The sequence below is a fragment of the Pseudomonas sp. NPDC086566 genome, from assembly GCF_050280885.1.
GTDB classification, from domain to species: Bacteria; Pseudomonadota; Gammaproteobacteria; order Pseudomonadales; family Pseudomonadaceae; genus Aquipseudomonas; species Aquipseudomonas vlassakiae.
The window spans coordinates 438,165-461,056 of record NZ_JBNNWD010000004.1 but is presented as its reverse complement, the minus strand read 5'-3'; the positions used below and the strand labels follow the sequence as shown (position 1 = coordinate 461,056).

General features: G+C 61.7%; 21 protein-coding genes. 9 read left to right on the top strand and 12 right to left on the bottom strand.

All coding sequences use genetic code 11. The annotated features are described in order from the left end of the window. Positions 1-51 precede the first annotated feature (51 nt). The 3 genes from ACQKPS_RS12020 to ACQKPS_RS12010 all read right to left on the bottom strand — a co-directional run bounded on the left by ACQKPS_RS12020 (position 52) and on the right by ACQKPS_RS12010 (position 2,441). Entirely contained in the window at positions 52-1,059 is a 1,008-nt protein-coding gene (locus ACQKPS_RS12020) for an AI-2E family transporter (RefSeq protein WP_254482937.1), read from the bottom strand. A 70-nt stretch (positions 1,060-1,129) separates the two neighbouring features. Continuing rightward, positions 1,130-1,417 (bottom strand): PsiF family protein, encoded by a 288-nt coding sequence (locus ACQKPS_RS12015; RefSeq protein WP_427604171.1) that lies wholly within the window; start codon positions 1,415-1,417, stop codon positions 1,130-1,132. Between the two features lie 133 nt (positions 1,418-1,550). Next, a complete protein-coding gene (locus tag ACQKPS_RS12010) occupies positions 1,551-2,441 on the bottom strand; it encodes an alpha/beta fold hydrolase (protein WP_427604169.1) in 891 nt (296 codons plus the stop codon). 122 nt (positions 2,442-2,563) lie between these two features. On the opposite strand from ACQKPS_RS12010, the gene osmE reads away from it, so the two are divergent. Together osmE and ACQKPS_RS12000 are read left to right on the top strand one after the other, a co-directional pair. Then, entirely contained in the window at positions 2,564-2,905 is a 342-nt protein-coding gene (osmE, locus tag ACQKPS_RS12005) for an osmotically-inducible lipoprotein OsmE (RefSeq protein ID WP_054887835.1), read from the top strand. 48 nt (positions 2,906-2,953) lie between these two features. Then, on the top strand, positions 2,954-3,484 hold the full coding sequence (locus ACQKPS_RS12000) for a ferritin-like domain-containing protein (protein WP_060510601.1): 531 nt from the start codon (positions 2,954-2,956) through the stop codon (positions 3,482-3,484). Between the two features lie 27 nt (positions 3,485-3,511). Here the strand turns inward: ACQKPS_RS12000 and ACQKPS_RS11995 are convergent, their stop codons facing one another. Further along, positions 3,512-5,578, bottom strand: coding sequence for an AsmA family protein (locus ACQKPS_RS11995; RefSeq protein ID WP_254482933.1), 2,067 nt, complete (start codon positions 5,576-5,578; stop codon positions 3,512-3,514). A 341-nt stretch (positions 5,579-5,919) separates the two neighbouring features. Here ACQKPS_RS11995 and ACQKPS_RS11990 point away from each other — a divergent pair, with 341 nt between their 5' ends. The 3 genes from ACQKPS_RS11990 (at position 5,920) to ACQKPS_RS11980 (ending at position 8,271) form a co-directional block, all read left to right on the top strand. Next, positions 5,920-6,372 carry a phage infection protein gene (locus ACQKPS_RS11990; protein WP_427604166.1) on the top strand — a complete coding sequence of 151 codons (453 nt, stop codon included), beginning with the start codon at positions 5,920-5,922 and terminating at the stop codon, positions 6,370-6,372. A gap of 122 nt (positions 6,373-6,494) precedes the next feature. Further along, complete coding sequence (locus tag ACQKPS_RS11985; protein WP_283724831.1) at positions 6,495-7,130, top strand: TetR family transcriptional regulator; 636 nt, start codon at positions 6,495-6,497, stop codon at positions 7,128-7,130. Positions 7,131-7,173: 43 nt separating this feature from the next. Beyond that, the gene (locus ACQKPS_RS11980) at positions 7,174-8,271 is read left to right on the top strand and encodes an AGE family epimerase/isomerase (RefSeq protein ID WP_427604164.1); all 1,098 of its coding nucleotides are present in this window, start codon (positions 7,174-7,176) and stop codon (positions 8,269-8,271) included. 27 nt (positions 8,272-8,298) lie between these two features. Here the strand turns inward: ACQKPS_RS11980 and ACQKPS_RS11975 are convergent, their stop codons facing one another. The 6 genes from ACQKPS_RS11975 to ACQKPS_RS11950 form a co-directional block, all read right to left on the bottom strand. Continuing rightward, complete coding sequence (locus ACQKPS_RS11975; protein WP_254482926.1) at positions 8,299-9,066, bottom strand: SDR family oxidoreductase; 768 nt, start codon at positions 9,064-9,066, stop codon at positions 8,299-8,301. A gap of 596 nt (positions 9,067-9,662) precedes the next feature. Continuing rightward, positions 9,663-10,379, bottom strand: a complete 717-nt coding sequence (locus ACQKPS_RS11970) for an ABC transporter ATP-binding protein (RefSeq protein ID WP_152956977.1) — start codon at positions 10,377-10,379, stop codon at positions 9,663-9,665. Then, positions 10,376-11,251, bottom strand: a complete 876-nt coding sequence (locus ACQKPS_RS11965; protein WP_427604161.1) for an ATP-binding cassette domain-containing protein — start codon at positions 11,249-11,251, stop codon at positions 10,376-10,378. Before ACQKPS_RS11965 ends, ACQKPS_RS11970 begins: the two co-directional genes overlap by 4 nt. Then, positions 11,248-12,549 carry a high-affinity branched-chain amino acid ABC transporter permease LivM gene (livM, locus tag ACQKPS_RS11960; protein ID WP_254482922.1) on the bottom strand — a complete coding sequence of 434 codons (1,302 nt, stop codon included), beginning with the start codon at positions 12,547-12,549 and terminating at the stop codon, positions 11,248-11,250. Before livM ends, ACQKPS_RS11965 begins: the two co-directional genes overlap by 4 nt. 2 nt (positions 12,550-12,551) lie before the next feature. Beyond that, positions 12,552-13,466 (bottom strand): ABC transporter permease subunit, encoded by a 915-nt coding sequence (locus ACQKPS_RS11955; protein WP_054887845.1) that lies wholly within the window; start codon positions 13,464-13,466, stop codon positions 12,552-12,554. Between the two features lie 154 nt (positions 13,467-13,620). Next, positions 13,621-14,757, bottom strand: a complete 1,137-nt coding sequence (locus ACQKPS_RS11950) for a branched-chain amino acid ABC transporter substrate-binding protein (RefSeq protein ID WP_085676782.1) — start codon at positions 14,755-14,757, stop codon at positions 13,621-13,623. A 448-nt stretch (positions 14,758-15,205) separates the two neighbouring features. On the opposite strand from ACQKPS_RS11950, the gene pncB reads away from it, so the two are divergent. Together pncB and nadE are read left to right on the top strand one after the other, a co-directional pair. Beyond that, positions 15,206-16,411, top strand: coding sequence for a nicotinate phosphoribosyltransferase (gene pncB, locus ACQKPS_RS11945; protein ID WP_254482920.1), 1,206 nt, complete (start codon positions 15,206-15,208; stop codon positions 16,409-16,411). A 3-nt stretch (positions 16,412-16,414) separates the two neighbouring features. Further along, positions 16,415-17,242, top strand: a complete 828-nt coding sequence (gene nadE, locus ACQKPS_RS11940; RefSeq protein WP_176510013.1) for an ammonia-dependent NAD(+) synthetase — start codon at positions 16,415-16,417, stop codon at positions 17,240-17,242. Positions 17,243-17,353: 111 nt separating this feature from the next. Here nadE and azu read toward each other — a convergent pair whose 3' ends face one another. Next, complete coding sequence (gene azu, locus ACQKPS_RS11935) at positions 17,354-17,800, bottom strand: azurin (protein ID WP_054887849.1); 447 nt, start codon at positions 17,798-17,800, stop codon at positions 17,354-17,356. Between the two features lie 348 nt (positions 17,801-18,148). Here azu and ACQKPS_RS11930 point away from each other — a divergent pair, with 348 nt between their 5' ends. Beyond that, positions 18,149-18,736 (top strand): TIGR00730 family Rossman fold protein, encoded by a 588-nt coding sequence (locus tag ACQKPS_RS11930; protein WP_427604157.1) that lies wholly within the window; start codon positions 18,149-18,151, stop codon positions 18,734-18,736. A 123-nt stretch (positions 18,737-18,859) separates the two neighbouring features. Here ACQKPS_RS11930 and ACQKPS_RS11925 read toward each other — a convergent pair whose 3' ends face one another. Continuing rightward, positions 18,860-21,163 (bottom strand): YgiQ family radical SAM protein, encoded by a 2,304-nt coding sequence (locus ACQKPS_RS11925; protein WP_099814353.1) that lies wholly within the window; start codon positions 21,161-21,163, stop codon positions 18,860-18,862. Between the two features lie 573 nt (positions 21,164-21,736). On the opposite strand from ACQKPS_RS11925, the gene ACQKPS_RS11920 reads away from it, so the two are divergent. Then, positions 21,737-22,891 (top strand): YcaO-like family protein, encoded by a 1,155-nt coding sequence (locus tag ACQKPS_RS11920; RefSeq protein WP_427604155.1) that lies wholly within the window; start codon positions 21,737-21,739, stop codon positions 22,889-22,891. Position 22,892 lies beyond the last annotated feature (1 nt).

Genomic DNA, 22,892 nt, shown 5'->3' with positions numbered 1-22,892 from the left:
CTGTACCGGCCCTTTCGCGGGTTTACCCGCGATAGGGCCGGTACAGATTGATCACACCAGCTCGGCCCGCTTGAGCTCACTCTTCAGGTAGGCGTAATAGACCGGCCCTGCCACCACTCCGGGCAGCCCGAATGCCGCCTCGAACACCAGCATCGCCAGCAACAGCTCCCAAGCCTTGGCACTGATCTGCCCACCGACGATCTTCGCGTTGAGGAAATACTCGACCTTGTGGATCACGATCAGATAGCCCAGCGCCGCCGCCGCCACCCAGATCGACAACGACATGCCGACAATGGTGATCAGGGTGTTGGACATCAGGTTGCCAATGACCGGCAGCAGCCCGAGCAGGAAGGTCAGCACGATCAGTGTCTTGGTCAGCGGCAGGTGCACGCCGAATGACGGCATCACCACGGCGAGGAAGATCCCGGTGAACGCGGTGTTGAGCATCGAGATCTTGATCTGCGCGAAGACAATGTTGCGAAACGCCTGGACCAGCAGGTTCAGCCGCTCGAACAAGGCCGCCGCCAGGGGCTTGCGCCGGGAAAGGTCGGGGATGCGCTGCAGGGCGATGATGGCGCCGAGGATCATGCCGATCAGCAGCGTCACGAACATGTGCGCCATGCCCTTGCCCACCAGCTGCAGGTCGCTCAGGTGGCTCTTGATCCAGTCACCGATGGCCACCTTGAACTCCGCCGCACTGGCCGGCAGGTAGGCCTCGATGAACGGTGGCAGCTGGCTGCGGGCGCGTTCGACCAAGGTCATGAACTTGTCCAGCGAGGCCCCGGGGTTCTCAGCCTCGTGCAGCAGGAAGCTGAAGGCACCGGCAATCAGCAGGGTCAGGACGCTGACCACCAGCACCCCCAACAGCGCCACCGCCAGCCAGCGCGCACGCTGCCCGGCGATCAGCGGTTGCAGGCGCGGGGTGAGCATGTTCACCAGCTCGAACACCAACAGGCCGGCCAGCAGGCTGGGCAGCAACTTCAGGGGCAGAGCTAGCAGCAGGCCGGCCATGACAATGATCAGGCTGGCCAGGGTGATCTGGCGGGGGGTGAAAGTCATACAGCCTCGACGGCAGACGGCAGGAATGCCCGCAGTCTGCCAGCCTTCAGCACACAGGCATAGGCACAGGTCACTTCTTCTTCAGGCAGTCGCTCATGAACGCCTTGCGTTCGTCACCCTTGAGCGCCTTGGTACTGGCGTCGGCGTTGCAGGTTTTCATCTTTTCCTGCTGCGACTGCGGTACGTCCTTCTTCAGGCAGGCGCTCATGAACGCTTTGCGCTCATCGCCCTTGAGCGCCTTGGCTGTGGCATCGGCGTTGCAGGTTTTCATCTTTTCCTGTTGCGCCGTGTTGGCGGCAAATCCTTGCGCACTGAACAACACAGCCAACACCAGCAAGGGCATGTGCAGCATTTTCATGGAGTGGTCTCCTTGACTCCGCGCCCGATGCACGGACATGTGCCTGAGTGTAGACAAGGTTTCTTACATTTTGCCTGGGCATGGGCCGTCATGATGACCTTGGCCGGGGCCATTCAGCCACGCCGGTACGCAGCTAGAGACCGGCTGCCTTGAGCCGCGCCGCATGTTCGGTGAACAGCCGCAGCGGCTCGGCCCCCTTGCCCACGGCGCCTAGCGACTGGTTGACGATGTCCAGGTGATCGAGCGGGAAGTCATCACCGATCACCTGCCCCAGGTGCGAGCTGAAGCGCCCGACCATGCCGTCGCAATGGCCCTTTTCCCTGACGAAACTGCGCGCGAACAGCCGGCAGAAATAGCTGCTGCCGTCGAAGCGGTTGCGCCCCTGGTCGGTCTGCCCCGGTTGCAAAGTGCCGGACCAGGAGTAGTAGCGCACCCCATTCACTTGATGTGCCCCTTCCCCACCCCAGGTTTCCGGCAGCCCCTGTGGATAAGCCTGGTTGAACAGCGCCACGCCGGCGCTGGTCAGGGCCTGATGCGAAGCATGCACGTCGACCGGCAGCGGGTCGCGCCGCCAGCCGGTTTCCAGCCATACCAGCAACACCGCCAGGCCATGCAGGATGGCCTTGAGCACACGCCCCTGGGGTGAATCCCCAGGCGCCGAGCGCTCAAGGTGATCGGCCAGTTCCGAGCCATGGTTGGGCCCCGCCACCGAAGTGACCGAGGCGACCCGATCCGGCCGCTTGGCCGCGGCATAGCGTGCGTTGAGCGCCCCCTGGCTGTGGCCGATGAGGTTGACCTTGGCAGCGCCAGTGCGCTGGCAGATGTCTTCGATGATCGCCAGCAACTGCTCTCCGCGCACCTCATTGGAATGCACCGGCGAGACCTGCACCGGGAACACCTGGGCGCCGCCCTTGCGCAGTGCCGGCACGATGCCGAACCAGTATGGATAGAGCAGCACCCGGACAAATCCGAGCATGCCCGGCACCAGCACCAACGGGTATCGCGTGGCCAACTCCTGCTGCATGGCTTGAGCCCCTTTCCGTGGACGACAGCCAACAGTAGCGCCGCTTCGATGACCATCGCAATCGAACTCCTGGCGCTGCGCAGGGTTCCAAGCCAAACAGACCCTTTGCAAGGAGCGGGACCATGTACAAGCAGACCCTGGCAATCCTTCTGGCAAGCGCGGCCCTGGCCGGCTGCAGCAACCGCCCGGAAAACCCCGTGGACTACGTCACCTTCCGCGACGAACCGCTGGTCAAGCAGGTAGAAAACGGCATGACCATGCAGAAGGTCATCGCCATCGGCGGCAGCCCGTCGAACGTGATCGACCTGCCACACGGCGGGACCTGCAACGACTACATCCTCAACCGCGACGGCCACCAGCAGCCGTACTACGTGCGCTTCGACGCCACCGGCCATGTCGATGCCAAGGGCTTCAAGACTTGCAAGCAACGAGAAGAGGACAGCAAAGCCGCCCACGGCGCTTGAGCTTCCCGCCTACCGTGACCAACCGACCTGATCTGATTGGAGACAACCATGAGCAACGTTGAACTGACCGATGTGCAAACCCTGCGCGAGCGTGCCCGTCAGCATGTCGAGCAAGGGGCGGTGACCGAGGGCTACCACGCCGACCGCCAGGAAATCCTGCGCCTGCTCAACGAATCGCTGGCCACCGAGCTGGTCTGCGTGCTGCGCTACAAGCGCCATTACTTCATGGCCAGCGGGATCAAGGCCAGCGTAGCGGCCAGCGAGTTCCTGGAGCATGCGAACCAGGAAGCCGAACATGCCGACAAACTGGCCGAACGCATCGTGCAGCTGGGCGGCGAGCCGGACTTCAACCCGGACAACCTCAGCAAGAACTCCCACGCTCAGTATGTGGCGGGCAACTCGTTGAAAGAGATGGTGCTCGAAGACTTGGTGGCAGAGCGGATTGCCATCGACAGCTATCGCGAGATCATCCAGTACATTGGCGATAAAGACCCCACAACCCGCCGGATCTTCGAAGACATCCTGGCCCAGGAAGAAGAGCACGCGGACGACATGTCCGATCTGCTTCAGGGGCTTTGATCGCTGGGGCCGCTGTGCGGCCCCAAGTTATTTCTGCTTTTTCACCGCAGCCGGCGCCTTGCCGGCTTTCATCTGCTGCAGCAGCGGCGTGCACTGGTTGGGCTCGTCACCGCTGCTGGGCGCTACCAGTGCCAGCAACCCGGCAGCCGGCCCGGCCACCACCCCCAACGCCACCATCCCCGCCCCGCGCAGCGCCAGCGGCACCGCCTGCACCCCGGCACTCGGCTTGGCAAACGGCCCGCGCACGTACAGCGGCGAGCGCAGCGAGAACAAGCGCAGCCCCTTGGATTCCGGGGTGATCTTCAGGTCCAGCTGCTCACTGGCAAAATTGGCCGTACCGTTGATGTAGATGATCGCGTTCTCGGTGTCGAAGATGAACAAGCGCGTGGTCGCCAGCCCGTCCTTGATCCCGACATCGGCCGCCGCACAGTTGATCTTCACGTCTTCGTCACCAAACAGTTTGCCGACCACATAGTTGCCGACATTCAGCCCGGCGATCTCCATCAGGCTGCGGCTGATGGCGCCATCGTTGATCAACATGCGCAGGTTGCCATTGGCCGTGCCCAGCAAGGCCGCCACCGAGTTGCCACGCCCACTGATGTCGGCATCGCCGTTCAACTCGCCGAAACTGGTCTGCATCGGCGCAAAAGTGGGGAACAGCTCTTTGAGCTTAAAGCCACGGGCTGTCAGCTGCGCCCGCCCCTGCAGCGGCACATTGCGGCCATCCAGGCGAATGTTGGAAGCCAGGCTGCCACCGGCTACGCCAAAGCGCAGCGGCTCCAGGCGCAGCAGGCCATCGTCGAGGATCACGTGGGCGGACAGGTCGTTGAATGGCAGCTTTTCGCTGTGCACGATGCGCTTGCCGGCAAAGGTAACGTCGGCGTCCATGGCCCGCCAGCGCTCGGTGCGGAACTCTTCTACCGGCAGCACCTTGTCGGCCGGCTGTTTGCTCGCACCGCCGCGTGCCTTCTGCTCGGTGTTGGAGTCGGCACCGATCAGCGGGGCCAGGTCCTTGAACAGCAACTGGTTGGACACCAGGTTGCCGGAGAGCTTGGGGCGTGGCTGGCTGGCGACGAAGGCCAGGTCGCCATGGATGTCGCTGTCGCCGATCTTGCCGTTGAAGCCCTGGTAATTGAAGGTCGCGCCTTCGGCGGCATGCAGGTTGGCGCTGAGCCGGCCGTCGGTCGAATAGGCGGGGGTGTCGGGCAGCGTCACGCCGGTCAGCGGGTAGAGGTTGCCCAGGCTGGCACCGGACAGGCGCAGGCGCAGGTCCAGCGCGCCGAGGTTGCGCGGGTCGGTCAGGGTACCGGCGAGCACGACGTGGGTATCGGCAATGTGTACATCGGCCTGCAGCGGGAAGGGCTGGCTGGCGTCTTGCAGCGCCAGCAGGCCGCCGATCTTGCCGGTGCCGGACACCGGCTGGCCTTTGTAGCGGCCTTGAGCCTTGAGCCCGAATGCATAATCCTGCGCGCCGCCGGCCTTTTCGGCACTGGCCTTGCCGACGATTTCACTGAACGGGATCGGTTTGCCCAGCGGGTCGATCTGCACCTTCATGCTGGTTTTCAACGTCTGGTCATCGAAGCTGACATTGCCTTGGTCAAAGCCGATGGCGCCGATGTCCAGCTGCCAGCTGGACGGCTCCTCGTTCTCGTCCTTGGGCCCGAAGTCGAACGTCCAGTTGGCGCGGCCATCAGCCAGGCGCGTAAGGCTGGCGGTGGGTCTGGTCAGGTCGATGCGCGGGATGCTGATGCGCTGGAATACCAGTGGCAACGGCGCCAGGCGGAACTCCACGCGCTCCAGGCCGACCATCTGCGGCTCTTTGAGCCAGTCGGGGTTGCCCAGGGTCAGGTCTTCGGCAATGAAGTGCGGCCACGGCACCCAGGCGCGCCAGCCGCCTTCTTCCGGCTCGGTGCGCCAGTGCACGGCGAGGTTGCCATTGATCGCGAACGGCCGGTGCAAGGCCTCGGAGACCTTCTCGTTGAGTAGCGGCTTGACGCGGTTCCAGTCGAAGGTAGCGATGATCACCACCAGGATCGCCAGCAGGGTGAACAAGGTGGTTAGGGTCCAGACGAAAATTCTGGCGGGACGCGTCATTGCGTGGTTCTCCTGACGGCATGGCACAAAGCAGGCGTAACGGTGGCACTCAGTATCTCGGACTGATGAAAACCCGCTGGGTTTTATCGCAGACGGCCATCATAGCGAGTTTTTGTCGGGTTTCTTGCTCGGCTCTTGCGCTTACCCCAGGCATTCCGGCGCCTCGAAACAGTACCGGCAAATAGCCGCAACACACCCTCAAACACCTGAGATAGAGCCTTCCGCCGAAGCTATCAATACCGTCGATTGTTACCATTACCCGTATGAACTTCTCTCTGGCGTCACCGGGCGTAGCATTGGCTTCGTACCCACTTTCCAGCCCCCGAGAGGAGCACCGAATCATGAAACGCACCCTGCTGACCCTGACCCTGTCGATCCTTGCGGCCAACGCCTTCGCTCTGCCAGCTGCCGACCAGCACCTGACCGCCGAATCGCGTTCCAGCGCTGCTGACATCGCCCAACCGCTCAAAACTGTCGCCGAAGGTGGCTCCGATCGCCTGATCGAACGCTCTGGCCGTGTAGCCGAAGGTGGCTCCGATCGTCTGATCGAGCGCTCTGGCCGTGTAGCCGAAGGTGGCTCTGATCGTCTGATCGAGCGCTCTGGCCGTGTAGCCGAAGGTGGCTCTGATCGTCTGATCGAACGCTCCGGTCGTGTAGCCGAAGGTGGCTCCGATCGCCTGATTGAGCGCTCCGGTCGTGTAGCCGAGGGTGGCTCCGATCGTCTGATCGAACGCTCTGGCCGTGTAGCCGAAGGTGGCTCGGACCGTCTGGTCGAACTCAGCCATGTGAGCTGATCGCCATGGCCGAAAAGAACAATCTCTGTCACACCGCTTGCTCACCTCCCAGCCCGGTCCATTGACCGGGCTTCGTTTTTTTATCTAGAGTGCCCAGCCTCACCGTCACAGAAGCCAGCCCCATGCTGCCGCGCGCCGAACAGAAGCTACAGACTCGCCAGGCCCTGCTGGACGCCGCCTGCCAGCTCATGGAGAGCGGCCGTGGCTTTGGCAGCGTGAGCCTGCGCGAAGTGGCCAAGGCGGCAGGCATCGTGCCTACCGGTTTCTATCGGCACTTTTCCGACATGGACGCCTTGGGCCTGGCGCTGGTCGCCGAAGTCGACGCCACATTCCGCCAGACCATCCGCCTGGTGCGGCAAAACGAATTCGAGCTTGGTGGCATCACCGATGCTTCCGTGCGCATCTTCCTCGATGTGGTCGCCGCCCACCGCGCCCAGTTCCTGTTCCTGGCCCGCGAGCAATACGGCGGCTCGCAAGCCGTGCGCCAGGCCATCGCCCGCCTGCGTCAGGACATCAGCGACGACCTGGCCACGGACCTTGCGCGGATGAAGCGCTGGCAACACCTGGACTCCGCCGCGCTGGCGGTGATGGCCGACCTGGTGGTAAAGACTGTGTTCGCCACCCTGCCGGAACTGATCGACAGCCCGGGGCCGGGTTATCCACAAGCACTGAGCGCCCAGGAAAAGATCACCCAGCAATTGCGCTTCATCTTCGTCGGCGCGCGCCACTGGCAAGGGCTGGGCAACCCGCAAGCCTAGTTCTGCTACCATGGCGCCCTGCCCGAATGCGACGAGCGCCAACATGCCCAACCCCCACCCCAACCAGCCCGAACTGGCCCGCTTCAACCAGCACTTCGCCGAACGCATCGTGCCGCTGTGGCAAGGCCCGGGCTGGAACGCCGACATGGCCCTGCCCTATGAGGCCCTGGACGCCCGGCACCGTCCGTTGCCGGTACAGCGCTACCGGGCCATGGCCTGTGCCCGTCAGCTGTACCTGTTCAGCAGCCGTATCGAGCAACCGGGGGCGGCCGAGCGGGCGGCGGCGCTGTTCCGTTCGTTGCAGAAGCACTTCCACGATGCCGAGCATGGCGGCTGGTTCTACAGCATCGACGCCGAGGGCAATCCGCTGGACCGGCGCAAGGACCTGTACACCCACGCCTTCATCGTGTTCGCCTGCGCGCACTACTGGGGCAAGGTCGGCGAAGGGCTGGTGGAAGCCACCCTCAATGCCGCCCTGGAAGTGATCGACGGGCAGTTCGCCCGGGATGACGGCCTGTATGAGGCCAGCCTTGGCGAAGACTGGGCCGACCTCGGCAGCGGCCCGCTGCAGAACCCGCAGATGCACCTGGCCGAGGCCTTCCTGCAGGTGCTGGCGGTACGCGAGGACGAGCACGTGCAGCAGTCGCTGCTGCAACTGTGCACAGCCCTGCAGGAACACTTCATCGAGCCGCAGCACGGGCTGATGCTGGAGAAGCCACGAGGCGCTGTGGATAACTGGTTCGAGCCGGGGCATCAGTTCGAATGGTTCTACCTGCTGAAAACCTCGCCGCTGCTGCGCGGGACCGCACTTCATGCCTCCATCGAGCGGGCCTTCGGCTATGCGGAGCTGTGCGGGGTCAACAATGCGGCGGTGCTGGCCATGCTCGATGTGGAAGGCAATGTGCTCGATGCGACCCAGCGGATCTGGGCACAGGCGGAATACCTGCGGGCGCTGGTGTTGCGCTCGGGCAATGAGGCGAAACTGCTGGTCCAGTTGAAGGCGATGGAACAGCAGTTTCTGCATGCCGGTGGCTGGTATGAGTGCCGGGATGGTGAAGGGGCGGTGAGCCGGCATGACATGCCTTCGACTACGCCTTATCACCTTGCTACCTGCCTGGAAGGTTTGCAGCGCCTGAGCTGACACCTCCCCTGTCGCAGGGCCCTCGGATCATCCCCTGGTGGAGCGGTCGATCGACAGCCCCGCGAAATCCTGGCGCACCGGCATCAGTTCGAGGCTGTTGATGTTGATGTGCGCCGGCTGATTGAGGATCCAGAAGATGGTCTCGGCGATGTCCTGCGGCTGGATTGGCTCGGCGCCCGCGTAGGTGGCGTCGTACTTGGCCTGGTCACCATTGTTGCGCACCAGCGAGAACTCGCTCTCGCACAGGCCCGGCTCGATGTTGCTCACCCTCACACCCGTGCCGCGCAGGTCGCAGCGCAGGCTCAGCGAGAACTGGCCGACGAAGGCCTTGGTGCCGCCATACACGTTACTGCCCGGGTAGGGGTAGTTGCCCGCCACGGAACCGACGTTGAGGATCGACGCGCCGCGACCATAGGCGATCAGGCGTGGCAGCAGCATATGGGTGGTATACATCAGGCCCTTGATGTTGGTGTCGACCATGGTTTCCCAGTCGTCCAGGCTGCAGTTCTGCGCAGCGTCCACACCCAGCGCCAGGCCGGCGTTGTTGACCAGGCCGCGCAGCTTGTCGAAACCGGCCGGCAGGCTGGCGATGGCCTGCTCCATGGCCTTGCGATCACGCACATCGACGGCCAAGCCGTGCACTTCGGTCTTGGCCGACAGCTCGGCGCACAGGGCATCCAGGCGTTCCTTGCGACGGCCGGTGAGCACCAGCTTCCAGCCGGCCTCGGCGAAACGGCGGGCGGTGGCCTCGCCAAAGCCGGAAGTGGCGCCAGTGATGAATACGGTGGACGTCATGCTCTGTTCCTCACGGTAGGTTGTCATCGACAGCCTTGCAGCATGCCCGCGCCGGACGCTGGCAGCAAGCCGTTCAGGCCGCTGTTCATTTTTTGTTCATATGTGGCAAACCCTTGTGGCAGACGGCTCGGCGCCAGCTATGCGCATGTTATCCACAAGGCTTTCCCCACGGATTGGGGGCAACTTGTCCACTGCGCGGAACCCTTTCAGCGCCTTGCAGTCGGTGGATATCTTTTCGGTGATGGCGCAACGCTTTCAAGCATGCCGTCTGCAGCGGACTGTCCAATGCTTTTTCACAGAGTTATCCACAGGCAATCAAGTGCAGTTTCCAGGGTTTGGCCTGTGGAGAAATGCCGAAAAAAACAGCCACCGAGACTAGCTGATCAAATTATGACCAGAGCCTCGCAGGCCTTGTAAATAAAGGGACTGCGCGAGATGCCACCCTGTTTTCCACAGGCGGTTCCACATTAATCGTGGAAAAAAATCGACCTGTGGAAACAAGGGCTTGCGAGGGGATCGTAGAGTGGCTCGAGAAAGATATGCGACAAGTTGTCCACATTGGAGCTGGGGGCTGCGTTGCAGCCCCCGGTTCCGACTCAGTGCCCGCCCAGGTACGCGTTCCTGACTTCTTCGTTGACCAGCAGCTCCTGCCCCGTCCCGCTCATGCGGATCTGCCCGTTGACCATCACATACGCCCGGTCCGACAACTTCAGCGCATGGTTCGCGTTCTGCTCCACCAGGAAGATGGTCATCCCGCTCTTGGCCAGTTCGCGCAGGGTCGCGAAGATCTGCTTGACCACGATCGGCGCCAGCCCCAACGATGGCTCGTCCAGCAGCAACAGCTTCGGCCGGCTCATCAGCGCCCGGGCAATGGCCAGCATCTGCTGCTCGCCACCGGACATGGTCATGGCCCGCTGGTTGCGCCGCTCCTTCAGGCGCGGGAACAGCTCGAACATGCGCTGCATGTCTTCAGCGGCATATTTGTCGCCGATGGGGATGGTGCCCATCATCAGGTTCTCTTCAACCGTCATGTCGGGAAACACCCGGCGCCCTTCCGGCGATTGGGCGATGCCATTGGAGGCAATGTAGTGCGACGACTTGCGGGTGATGTCGGTGCCCCGGTAGACGATATGCCCCGCCGCTGCCCGCGGCTGGCCGAAGATCGACATCAGCAGGGTCGACTTGCCGGCGCCGTTGGCACCGATCAGGCTCACCGTCTCGCCTTCGTTGATGTGCATCGAGACCTTTTTCAGCGCCTGGATCGGCCCGTAGAAGACGTCCAGTTCCTTCAGTTCGAGAATGGGTGCACTCATACCAGTTCCTCTTCGTCTGCACCCAGATAGGCGGCGATCACCGTCGGGTTGTGGCGGATATCCTGCGGCGCGCCTTCGGCGATCACGTTGCCGTGGTCGAGCACGACGATATGGTCGGAAATGCTCATGACCATGCCCATGTCGTGTTCGATCAGCACCACGGTGATGTCGTGCTCGTCACGCAGCACGCGGATCATCCGGCTCAGGGCTTCGGTTTCCTGCGGGTTGAGGCCGGCAGCCGGCTCGTCCAGGCAGATGATCTTCGGCCGTGTGCACATGGCCCGGGCGATTTCCAGGCGGCGCTGCTGGCCGTACGACAGTTCGCCAGCCAGGCGGTTGGCGCAGTCGACCAGGTCGACCACTTCCAGCCAGTAGAACGCATGGTCCAGGGCGTCGCTTTCGGCCTTGCGATAGGCCTTGGTGTTGAGCACCCCGGCCAGCAAGTTGCGGTTGACCCACATGTGCTGGGCCACCAGCAGGTTTTCCACCACCGACATTTCCTTGAACAGGCGAATGTTCTGGAAGGTCCGTGCCAGGCCGGCGCGGTTGACCAGGTGGGTACCGCCGAACATCTTGTAGTACAGGCGGCTGGCAAAGCGCGCAGGCGATCCGAAATCCGCAGCCTGGAAGCGCTCGCCAAGCAACTGGATGACGTTGGTGCGGCTGCCGCGCACATTCAGCTCGATACGCCCGCCACTGGCCTTGTAGAAGCCGGTCAGGCAGTTGAACACGGTGGTCTTGCCTGCACCGTTGGGGCCGATCAGGGCGAAGATCTGGTTGCGCCTGACCTTGAGGCTGACGTCGCTGAGCGCCTTGATGCCGCCGAACTGCATCATCAGGTTTTCGACCGAGAGAATGATTTCGTCGCTCATGGCGCCACTCCTTTACGCGGGGTCACACCGGTACGGCTGATGCGGATCAGCCCACGCGGTCGCCAGATCATCATCAGCACCATCAGCACGCCGAACAGCAGCACACGGTATTCCGAGAAGCTGCGCAGCAGCTCCGGCGCCACGGTCAGCACGAAGGCGGCGATCACCACACCGACTGTCGAGCCCATACCGCCGAGCACGACGATGGCCAGGATCAGTGCCGATTCGAAGAAGGTGAACGACGACGGGTTGACGAAGCCCTGGTAGGTGGCAAAGAACACCCCCGCAAGGCCCGCGGTGGAAGCACCGAGGGTGAACGCCGAGAGCTTGACCAGCACGTGATTCAGCCCCATCGAACGGCAGGCGATCTCGTCTTCGCGCAGTGCTTCCCAGGCACGGCCCACAGGCATGCGGGTCAACCGGTGCTTGATGTACAGCACCGCCAGCACGACGATGAACAGCACGACGTAGATGAACACGAACTTGAGGTTGGCGTTGTAGTCGATGCCGAGGAACTCATGGATCGGCACCCCTCCGTCCTTGGCCCTGCGGCCAAATTCCAGGCCGAAGAAGGTCGGCGACGGGGCCGGCATGCCGTTCGGGCCACCGGTGAACGACAGCCAGTTGTTCAACACCAGGCGGATGATCTCGCCGAAGCCCAGGGTCACGATAGCCAGGTAGTCACCGTGCATTCGCAACACCGGGAAGCCGAGTATGCACCCCGCCAGCGCTGCGGCGATGGCCGCCAGCGGCAGCACGCTCCAGAAGCCCAGGCCGAGGTACTGGTAACCCAGCGCCAGGCCGTAGGCACCGATGGCATAGAACGCCACATAGCCCAGGTCGAGCAAGCCGGCCAGGCCGACCACGATGTTCAGGCCCAGGCCCAGCAGCACGTAGATGAGGCCGAGGATGACCACGGTCAGCAGGTACTTGTTGGCAAAAACCGGGAAGATGATGGCGATCACCACCAGCGCCGGGATGATGTAGCGCAACCGCGACTTGTAGTCCGGGGCGTTGACGTGCACGCCCGACCCACCGCTGTCGAAGCCTTCGAGCATGCGCCGGCCGGCGGCGGTCTGCACGAAGAGGCTGAGCAGGAAGCGCCCGAGCATCACCCCGCCGACCAGCCACGCCACACGGCGTGGTTCGGCGTTGAAGGTGTAGCCGTCGAGCACCACGCCGACGATCGGGCCGAAGACGATGAGCGCCAGCAGGCCGGCGACGATGGTCTCCAGCAGGCTGCGTTTGATATCGAAACCTTGGGTTTCGGAGGCAGAGGCAATCTTGGCAATCGACATGTTCACACCTTAGCCACGAGCGGGCGACCCAGCAGGCCTTGTGGGCGGAAGATAAGGATCATCACCAGCAGCGAGAAGCTGAACACGTCCTTGTAGTCGGAGTTGATCAGGCCAGAGAACAGCGACTCGGAAATCCCCAGGATGATCCCGCCGAGCATGGCGCCAGGCAGCGAACCGATGCCGCCCAGTACGGCGGCAGTGAACGCCTTGATACCGATGATGAAGCCCGCGTAGAAGTCGAAGGTGCCGTAGTTGAGGGTGATCAGCACGCCGGCCAGCGCGGCCATGACCGCACCGATGACGAACACGTAGGAGATGACCCGGTCAGTGTTGATGCCGAGGATCGAGGCCATTTTGCGGTCTTGCTGGGTGGCGCGGCACATGCGGCCGAGCTTGGTGTACTTGATCACGTAGGTCAGCAGGCCCATGCCGACGAACGCCGCCACCAGGATGAAGATCTTGGTGTAGGTCAGTTGCACGAAGCCGGTGCCGACCTCGATGCGCATGGCGCCTTCGAGCAGGGTCGGCACGCCTTGCTGGCGGGCACCCTGGCTGATCTGTGCGTAGTTCTGCAGGATCAGCGAGATACCGATGGCACTGATCAGCGGTGCCAGGCGGGTGGAGTTGCGCAGGGGTTTGTAGGCGATGCGCTCGATGGTGAAGCCATACACGCCGGTGACGACGATGGTGAACAACAGCGTGCCCAGCATCAGCAGGGGGAACGACTCGATACCGAAGTAAGCCAGCAATGCCAGGCTGATCGCCGCGAGGTACGCGGAGATCATGTACACCTCGCCGTGCGCGAAGTTGATCATGCCGATGATGCCATAGACCATTGTGTAGCCGATGGCGATCAGGCCATAGACCGACCCGAGGGTCAGGCCGTTGACCAGTTGCTGCAGGAAAATACCATCCATAACGCAATCTCACCTGAGCGAGACTGCACGCGCAGTGACTACCAGATGCCACGGATGAAGCGGGACTGGCAGCGCAGAACCGTGCAGGTCTCCAAATAAGGACAGGTACCGCAGGGGCAATGGCCCGGACCGGCGTCCGGGCTAGCTGCCGTTATTATTTTTGTTTTTCCAGCTGGTGGTACTTGCCGTCCTTGTCCCACTGGTAGACCACGTAGTCGGAGACGGTCAGGTCACCCTTGCTGTCCCACTTCTTCTCGCCCATCACGGTCTTGACCGGGTTGGCCTTGAGCCACTTGGCGGCGTCTTCGCCCTTGTTCGACTTGGCGCCGTTGAACGCGGCGGCCAACGCCTGCAGCGAAGCGTAGGCGTACAGGGTGTAACCTTCAGGCTCGGTGCCGGCCTTGCGGAACTCTTCCACCACCGCCTTGCTGTCCGGCAGCAGGCGCGGGTCGGCGCCGAAGGTCATGTAGACGCCATCGACATACTGGGCGCCACCGGCGGTGGACACCAGTTCGTCGGTGACGATGCCGTCATCGGACATGAACTTGACGTCCTTCAGGCCCTGCTCGCGCAGCTGGCGCACCAGCGGGCCGGCTTCCGGGTGCAGGCCACCGAAGTAGACCACGTCGGCACCCGCCGCACGGATCTTGGTAACCACGGCGCTGAAGTCTTTCTCGCCACGGGTCAGGCCTTCATACAGCACCGGCTTGACGCCACGCTTCTCCAACTGTGCCTTGGTCGCATCGGCCAGGCCCTGGCCATAGGTGTCCTTGTCGTGCAGCACCGCGACCTTCTTGCCCTTGAGCACGTCGACGATGTAGTCGCCAGCGACGATGCCCTGCTGGTCATCACGGCCGCACATACGGAACATGGCGGAAAGGCCGCGCTCGGTCACTTGCGGGTTGGTGGAGCCTGGGGTGATGGCGATCACGCCAGCTTCGTCATACACCTCGGAAGCCGGGATGGTGTTGGAAGAGCAAAAGTGCCCGACCACGCCGATCACCTTGTCCTGGTCGACCAGGCGGTTGGCCACGGCCACGGCCTGCTTTGGCTCGCAGGCGTCATCGCCCTTCACCAGGACGATCTTCTCGCCATTCACGCCACCGGCGGCGTTGATCTTGTCGGCCGCTGCCTGCGCACCTTTCATGTACTGCTCGCCAAACGCTGCGTTGGCCCCGGTCATGGGGCCTGCGACGCCGATCTTGACGTCGGCCTGAACATACGAAGAAACACCCAGTGCCGTAGCTACGGCCAGAGCCAGGAAACCTTTCTTGTAAAACGTCTGCGACATGAGGTGGTGCTCCTAGAGTTTTTTTTGGTTGGCACTACAACTTCTCAGCCCTGTGCTCAGAGCAAGGGCCGTGCCATTGGTTTTGTCTTCCGGGAAAACACACTGTAAAGGTCGCCCTCAAGCGACCGACGGCCTTTCCTTTATTGAGCGTGCAACCGTCTGCCACGCGGCAGGCGCCACCACCCGTACAGACAAGGAGCAACCATCGAGTGCCATCATTGCAACCCTGGCAAGTGTTTACGTGCAACCGCCCTGTAACAGTGGACGTCACCGAAGTGCACACCGCTGGTGCGCGACTGCTACAGGCAGCACTGTTTGAAGGCTAGCTGGTGCACGGAAAAGTCTCCTGTTTTGGCTGTTAAGGCCTGTACAGAGGCCGGCGCAGACACAACAGGACCGAAAAGACTGGCACAATGTCCACCATTCGCCGTTTCCGGAGCCCCCTTTGATGAGCGAGAGCGCATTCGCCGAGCGCATCGTGCACAACCTGCTCGACACCGACTTCTACAAGCTCACCATGATGCAGGGCGTGCTACACAACTACCCAGACGCCGATGTCGAATGGGAATTCCGCTGCCGCAACGGCGAGGACTTGCGCCCCTACCTTGGCGAAATTCGCCATCAGCTGGAACGGCTCAGCGACCTGACGCTGGATGATGGCCAGCCGGCCTTCCTCGAACGCATCAGCTTCCTCAAGCCCGACTTCCTGCGCTTTCTGCGCCTGTTCCGCTTCAACCTGCGCTATGTGCGCCTTGGCATCGACAACGAGCAGCTGTTCCTGCGCCTGAAAGGCCCATGGCTGCACGTGATCCTGTTCGAAGTGCCGCTGCTGGCCATTATCAGCGAAGTGCGCAACCGCCATCTGCACCCGCGCATGCGCCTGGCCGACGCCCGTGATCAGCTGTACCGCAAGTTCGACTGGTTGCGCGCCAACGCCAGCGACGACGAGCTGGCCGAGCTGCAGGTGGCCGACTTCGGTACCCGCAGGCGTTTTTCCAGCCGTGTGCAGGAGGACGTGGTGCGGGTGCTGCGCGACGACTTCCCGGGCCGCTTCGTCGGCACCAGCAATGTCGACCTGGCCTGGAAACTGGATATCAAGCCGCTGGGCACCATGGCCCACGAGTGGATCATGGCCCACCAGCAGCTCGGCCCGCGCCTGATCGACAGCCAGATCGCCGCACTGGACTGCTGGGTCCGCGAGTACCGTGGCCTGCTCGGCATCGCCCTGACCGACTGCATCACCATGGATGCCTTCCTCAACGATTTCGACTTGTACTTCGCCAAGCTGTTCGACGGCTTGCGCCATGACTCGGGCGAGCCGGTGGCCTGGGCGGAAAAGGCCATCGCCCATTACCAGAAGCTGGGTATCGACCCGATGACCAAGACCCTGGTGTTCTCCGATGGCCTCAACCTGACCCGCTCACTGGAAATCTTCCGTGCCCTGCGCGGTCGCATCAATGTCAGCTTCGGTATCGGCACCAACCTCACCTGTGACATCCCTGGTGTGGCGCCCATGAACATCGTGCTTAAAATGACCGACTGCAACGGCTCGCCGGTGGCGAAGATCTCGGACGAGGCCGCCAAGACCCAGTGCCGTGACGACAACTTCGTCGCCTACATGCGTCACGTATTCAAAGTCCCCAGCAAGGAGTAACCCATGCAAGCGGTTCAGCAGGAAATTGCCCAGGCGCTGAAAGTACAGCCGCCGTTCGCCGACGCCGCTGCGCTCGAGGCCGAAGTCGCCCGGCGCGTGGCGTTCATCAAGGACTGCCTGGCCAATGCCCGGCTCAAGACCCTGGTGCTGGGCATCAGCGGCGGCGTCGATTCGCTGACCGCCGCCCTGCTCGCCCAGCGCGCCATCAACGAGCTGCGTGCCGAAACCGGCGACCAGGCCTACACCTTCATCGCCGTGCGCCTGCCGTACCAGGTGCAGCATGACGAGCACGACGCGCAGGCCTGCCTCGAGGTGATCAAGGCCGATGAAGTGCACACCGTGGACATCGCCCCGGCCGTGCGTGCGTTGGCGGCTGAAGTGGCGGAATTGAAGAACGGCTCGCCGACCCTGGTGGACTTCGTGGTCGGCAACGTCAAGGCCCGCACCCGCATGGTCGCCCAGTACACCATCGCCGGCGCGCGCGCAGGCCTGGTGATCGGTACCGACCATGCCGCCGAGGCGGTGATGGGCTTCTTTACCAAGTTCGGTGACGGCGCTTGCGACCTGGCGCCGCTCAGCGGGTTGGTGAAGAATCAGGTGCGGGCGATCGCACGCAGCTTCGGCGCGCCGGAGTCGCTGGTGGAGAAGGTGCCGACTGCCGACCTGGAAGACCTGGAGCCAGGCAAGCCGGACGAAGCGTCCCATGGCGTGACCTACCAGCAGATCGATGCCTTCCTGCATGGGCAACCGGTGGATCAGGCAGCGTTCGACATCATCGTCGCCACCTACCGCAAGACCCAACACAAGCGCGAACTGCCGTTCGCCCCTTGATCAGGCTGTAGAAGGACCTGTGGGAGCGGGTTTACCCGCGAATGCAATGGTGGATTCACCAAAGCATTCGCGGGTAAACCCGCTCCCACAGGGTTCGGCGTCAGGCTCTGATTACTTGACGACGACCTTGCCTTTCATCATCGAGATGTGGCCCGGGAACGAGCAGAAGAAGCCGTAATCTGTGCCAGCAACCAGCTTGGCCACATCAAACGTCAGCGAGTCTTTTTCACCTGCACCAATGATCTTGGTGTGGGCGATGACGCGCTCATCCCCGTCCTTCAGGTAGTTCTTTTCGATCCCGGCGGCCAGGCCGTCGGTGGCGATCGGCTGCATGTCAGCTTCCTTGCTGATGACCACGTTGTGGCCCATGACGTTCTTCGGCAGGTTGCCGGAGTGAGTCAGGTTGACGGTGAATGCCTTGCAGCTCTTGTCGACGACGATCTCCTTGGTGTTGAAGGACATCTGATCGGTCGAGTCGACAGTTACCGAGCACTCGGCTGCGAAGACAGAAGCGCTGGCGAGGGTCAGCAGGGATACCGCTACAGCTTTCGCAAACATCATGAATCTCCTTGGCAGGGTTTTATCAATTGCGAGACTGCCTGAAACCGTTCTACCCCCTGCTGATATGGGTCAAGGGGGTGTCAAGTGGCCAGCCAGTAGAATTGTTCAATTGATTGTATACAACCAATCTAAGGGCACATCATGCCCTTTTAATGGACGATGGGACAACCTCTCATTTAGGAGCAATCGCAATGACCCTTTCAAGTTTCATGAACAGCCTGCTCGCCGCCTATGCCCACGGGGCCACGGGTGCCAGCTGCGAATTCGCCCGTCCGGAGTGAAACCAGCATTGGAGACGTCAGACCATTCGCTTTACCCTGTCAGCGTTATGACTGGAGAAACACGATGTCTGTACGTTCCGTTTGTGTGTTCTGTGGCGCCAGTATCGGCGCCAACCCCGCCTACCGTGAGGCGGCCATCGCGCTGGGCCAAGCCATCGCCCGCCGCGGCCTGAGCCTGGTCTACGGTGGTGGCGCGGTCGGCCTGATGGGCACCGTCGCCGACGCGGCCATGGCGGCTGGCGGCGAAGTCATCGGGATCATCCCGCAAAGCCTGATGAACGCAGAGATCGGCCACAAAGGCTTGAGTCGCCTGGAAGTGGTCGACGGCATGCACGCGCGCAAGGCACGCATGGCCGCGCTGAGCGACGCCTTCATCGCCCTGCCGGGCGGCCTGGGTACGCTGGAGGAGCTGTTCGAGGTGTGGACCTGGGGGCAACTGGGTTATCACGCCAAGCCGCTGGGGCTGCTCGATGTGAATGGCTTCTATGAGAAGCTCGGCGGGTTCCTCGACCATATCGTCGAAGAAGGTTTCGTGCGGCCGCAGCATCGGGCCATGTTGCTGCTGGCGCAGCAGGCGGACGAGCTGCTGGACGGGATGGAGCGGTTCGAGTCGCCGGTTTTGCCGAAGTGGGTCGACAAGCAGCCTGACTGATCTCGATTGATGACTGAACACCTAACCTTGCGGGAGCGGGTTTACCCGCGAATGCGATGGTGGAGTTACCACAGCATTCGCGAGTGAACCCGCTCCCACAGGGTGCTGTATTCAGCCTGGAGGTTAGCGCGGGATTACCGGCTGACGCGGCTTCTTGCCCTTGCCGCCACCACCCTTGGCCGCTTCCTTGCGCTCTTTGGCCGCCTGCTGGTTGCGGGCGAACGCTTCGGCCTTGGCCTTTTCACGCTTGTCCCACGGCTTGCTGCCATCACTGCCCCGCGGTGGCAGGCCGGTGTGCTGGGTGAGGATCTTCTGATCCTTGCCCACCTTGTGGCTGCCAGCCGGGGTCGAGTTCTTGCGGCGCGCGCTCTGGTAAGTGTCGGTCTGCGGCTGGTGCAGCGGGATCAGCTGGTGCTTCCCCGGCCCGATCAGGTCGGCACGGCCCATGCGCTGCAGCGCTTCACGCAGCATCGGCCAGCCCTTCGGATCGTGATAGCGCAGGAACGCCTTGTGCAGGCGTCGCTGTTCGTCGCTCTTGACGATCTCCACCCCTTCGCTCTTGTACGTGACCTTGCGCAGCGGGTTCTTGCCCGAGTGGTACATGGCCGTGGCCGACGCCATCGGCGACGGGTAGAACGCTTGCACCTGGTCGGCACGGAAGCCGTTGCCCTTGAGCCACAGGGCCAGGTTCATCATGTCTTCGTCGGTGGTGCCCGGGTGCGCGGCGATGAAGTAGGGGATCAGGTACTGTTCCTTGCCCGCCTCCTTGGAGAACTTCTCGAACATGCGCTTGAAGCGGTCATAGGTGCCGATGCCCGGCTTCATCATCTTGTCCAGCGGGCCACGCTCGGTATGCTCCGGAGCAATCTTCAGGTAGCCGCCAACGTGGTGGGTGACCAGCTCCTTGACGTACTCCGGCGATTCCACCGCCAGGTCGTAGCGCAGGCCCGAGGCGATCAGGATCTTCTTCACACCCGGCAAGGCGCGGGCCTTGCGGTACAGCTCGATCAACGAGCTGTGGTCGGTGTTGAGGTTCTCGCAGATGCCCGGGAACACACAGGACGGCTTGCGGCAGTGCTTCTCGATGTCGTGGCTCTTGCAGGCGATGCGGTACATGTTGGCGGTCGGGCCGCCGAGGTCGGAGACCACGCCGGTGAAGCCCGGGACCTTGTCACGCATCTCTTCGATCTCGTTGAGGATCGACTCGTGGGAACGGTTCTGGATGATGCGGCCTTCGTGCTCGGTGATCGAGCAGAAGGTGCAGCCACCGAAGCAGCCACGCATGATGTTCACCGAGAAACGGATCATCTCGTAGGCCGGGATGCGCTCCTTGCCGTAGGCCGGGTGCGGCACGCGGGCATAGGGCATGCCGAATACGTAGTCCATTTCCTCGGTGCTCATCGGAATGGGTGGCGGGTTGAACCACACATCCACTTCACCGTGCTTCTGCACCAGGGCGCGGGCGTTGCCTGGGTTGGTTTCCAGGTGCAGCACGCGGTTGGCGTGAGCATAGAGCACAGGGTCGTTACGCACCTTCTCGAACGATGGCAGGCGGATCACCGACTTTTCCCGGGTCACGCTCGGGCTGTCGAGGATCTGCACCACCTTGGCTTCGTTCGGGTCTTCCTGTTCGCCCTTGGCCTGCTCGATGGCGCAGGCCTGGGTGTCCTGGGTGTTCACGTACGGGTTGATGATCTTGTCGACGCGGCCTGGGCGGTCGATACGGGTCGAGTCGATCTCGTACCAGCCTTGCGGCGTGTCACGGCGCACGAAGGCGGTACCGCGTACGTCGGTGATGGTTTCGATCTTCTCGCCATTGGACAGGCGCTGGGCCACTTCGACCACCGCACGTTCGGCGTTGCCGAACAGCAGGATGTCGGCGCTGGCGTCGATCAGGATCGAATGGCGGACCTTGTCCTGCCAGTAGTCGTAGTGGGCGATGCGGCGCAGCGAAGCTTCGATGCCGCCGAGCACGATCGGCACGTGCTTGTAGGCTTCCTTGCAGCGCTGGCTGTACACCAGGCTGGCGCGATCCGGACGGCTGCCGGCCAACCCGCCGGGGGTGTAGGCGTCGTCGGAACGGATTTTCTTGTCCGCGGTGTAGCGGTTGATCATCGAGTCCATGTTGCCGGCGGCCACGCCGAAGAACAGGTTCGGCTCGCCAAGCTTCATGAAGTCGTCTTTCGACTGCCAGTTCGGCTGGGCGATGATGCCCACGCGGAAGCCCTGGGCTTCCAGCAGACGGCCGATGATGGCCATGCCGAACGAAGGGTGGTCGACGTAGGCATCACCGGTCACGATGATGATGTCGCAGGAATCCCAGCCGAGCAGATCCATCTCCTCCCTGCTCATCGGCAGGAAAGGTGCTGGCCCGAAGCATTCGGCCCAGTACTTGGGATAGTCGTAGAGTGGTTTGGCTGCTTGCATGTCAGTGACCGGTTCTGGTGTGCAGGGAAATCGCGGGCGCGGAATATAGCACAAATTTTGACCAAATCCGACTGGATTCGTGGGATTTGGTGAGCTTGCCGACGTTTGGGAGGTGGCAAAAAAGACCAGATGGCTAATGGCCCTCTGCCCCGCTCAGGCCTGCAAAGCGAAAGGGATCCTCTCATTCTTTACAAAATATGTACCCACTTCTACCCACATTAAAAGCTAAGCGATTCTTTTCCATAATAGTTTTTCTGCCGCCTGCAACTTTGTAGGAACTGTACTTCAGCCATACGAAATATTTCCTACGCAAACTTACCGCCCCAAACCCGCCAAATAACTTGAGCAGACAAAAGTTCAAGTGATAAAACTTCCTTGCGCAGTAAAGCGCGACCACATCAACTTGAAAGGAGTAGAAACCACGGGACGTCGTCGTTCTGAAATCAACACCCTGCAGATCCCTCGCGCAGTGAGCTACGTGTTCACCGAGTCTGAGATCGACTTCCTCAACCTGCTGTAAGCGTTAAACCAGAAGGGGCCTCAACCCCTTCTGGTCACGTCAAGGAGAACAACATGATTACCGAGCGCGAACTAAATCCAGAGGAAGCCTACAACCGCCTGACAAGATTACATCACCGATTAGGCTTAAGCGCGAAAATAAGGCTATTAACCAAAAATGGAATGGTCGCCACCTGCCAGCTATACGACAAAGCTTATAGAGAGGTCTCTTGCGGAGCTGGAAAGGGAGAGCACTGTGAGCTAGGCGCACTTGCCGAAAGCCTGGAGCATTATTTTGTCGATTGCATTACTCCTGCCACGTTCGACAGTGACCAAATCTTGAAGTCAATAGCCCCATTTGAGGACTGGCTACTCAACTCCATCCCGCCGGACTGCGAAATACCCTGCTTCGCTCTTCAAGCTCTAAACAGCTACGACGAGATAAAAATACCAGCAATACTGATGGCCCCTTCATCCACGAACATTGATCAGATCGAGAAGACAGCGGCTGGTTTCCTTTCCAAATATGCCACCAACTCTGGCATGGCGCTCGGCTGCACTGAGAACGAGGCTCTGCTACACGCCATCAATGAAGCAATCGAACGGCACGCGCTTTCAGTTTTCTACCTCTCCCTTTGCGGCCTGACCTCCCCGCCGGACCTTTATCGTCCTTCCAATTCATTTTTGGAAGAGACCTTCGCCCATGACACAGAGCTTCTTCGTCACGCAAAGAGGCTTGAAATATTCTTGACCCATGATTTCTACGAGGTGGCGTTTTGCATTGCCATCTCTCCTGCCAGAAAAGAAGGCTCACTCAGCAGCGTAGGCTCCGGCAGTTCCGTCAGCCCATCCATTGCACTGTGCCGCGCCGTAACGGAACAGATTCAATGCGAGCAGCTTTACGGTCCTACAGAGAAAAACGAAGACCTCGCAGCTGAAAAAATGCTTGCTCACTCAGTCCGATTGGCCCCACTTATAAATCCCTGCCCTACGTATGCCGTACCCACGCGTCATCCACCGCGCACCGAGCTCAGCGTACGAGGACAAGTCAAGCGCACACTCGTCAATCTGGAAAAACAGAACAAGTCCGCCTTCTATCGCACACTTTATGAGCATCCGAATCTCGCTACGGTTGTGCAGGTTTTCATACCTGGGCTGGAGCGATTTCACCTGATCAGATCAGGTATTCCAGTCGCACCACAGAGCGCATTCAAAACCGAAAGGCAATGAT